This window comes from Synechococcus sp. R55.7 (assembly GCF_047461955.1).
In the GTDB taxonomy this organism is placed as follows: domain Bacteria; phylum Cyanobacteriota; class Cyanobacteriia; order Thermostichales; family Thermostichaceae; genus Thermostichus.
On sequence record NZ_JANSIC010000387.1, the window covers coordinates 1 to 1034 of the forward strand.

A 1034-nucleotide genomic window follows, 5' to 3' on the forward strand; every position below is an offset into this window, starting at 1 on the left:
GGTGGTCCACCCCAGCAACATTGGCTCCTGCGGTTGAATGGCCCGTCCGGTGAGAGCACAGCATTGGGCTTGGTGGGCCGTGGCCGGGAAGCTGGCCCGAATATCCTCAGGACTGAGGGTGGCAGCCCCTTGAGAGTGGCGTAGGACATAGCTCCAAAGAATTTCCCGTATGAGGGCCTGGTAGCCCCGATTTCCGGCCAACGCCTTCAGTCGCTGCTTCAGCTCACGTTCCAGCCGAATGCTGGTCACTTCCATCTGAGTCGTGGGAATGGGGGAATGGGCGCGAATGGGCACGCAGGGATCCTCCCTCGAAAAGCCTATACTACTCCTGTAGCATAGCTGGCTTACCGCCTGAGCGGGGATCCCGGCCTGGGTGAGATGGCTCAGGTCAAAATGGTTGCAAGCTGTGCAGTTCTGACCGCTAAGGCAACGTCAGCACCTGAGTGTATGGTTGAGTTGATCCCGCCCCGTCGCCGTGCCTTGGAGCATTTGCTGGCCCGCCTTGGATTCAGGGATCCGGCTTTGCTGGAACAACTGCGTTGGGATCTGCTGGATCAGGCTCTGATTCACCCTTCTCTGGATGGCCGACGGAACAACGATCGGCTGGAGTTGTTGGGGGATTCTGTCCTGCGAATTTTGGTCACAGAATTCTTGTTTCAGTCCTATCCCCATCTGTCGGTGGGAGAGCTGACCGCGATTCGCTCCGACCTGACCAGCGATGCTTACCTGGCAGAACTGGCGGATCTGCACGGCTTGGATCGCTACCTCGAGGTGGGATCCAGCTCTCAAAACGACTTGGCCGGACGGGGTCGGCGGCTGGCGGATGCTTTCGAGGCTCTGCTTGGGGCTTTTTATCTCAGTTGGGGTATTTACACGCTGCCCAGGCTGCATCCCTGGCTGGATCCCTATCTACACCGACGAGTGGAGCAGTGGTTTCAAGACCCCACTCGGCGCAACCCCAAAGCAGCCCTGCAAGAACTCACCCAACGCCTTTGGGGCAGCCTGCCGGAATACCGCCTGGTGGCCGCCCAGGA

The 1034-nt window shown here is 59.5% G+C and carries 2 protein-coding genes; one reads left to right on the top strand and one right to left on the bottom strand.

Going from position 1 to position 1034, the window contains the following annotated elements:
* Positions 1 to 294, bottom strand: a 294-nt coding sequence (locus NW820_RS12665) for a hypothetical protein (RefSeq protein WP_414407676.1), incomplete at its 3' end; no start/stop codon positions are given.
* A 153-nt stretch (positions 295 to 447) separates the two neighbouring features.
* Between NW820_RS12665 and NW820_RS12670 the strand changes: the two genes are divergently transcribed.
* On the top strand, positions 448 to 1034 hold a 587-nt coding region (locus NW820_RS12670; protein WP_414407677.1), incomplete at its 3' end, for a ribonuclease III family protein.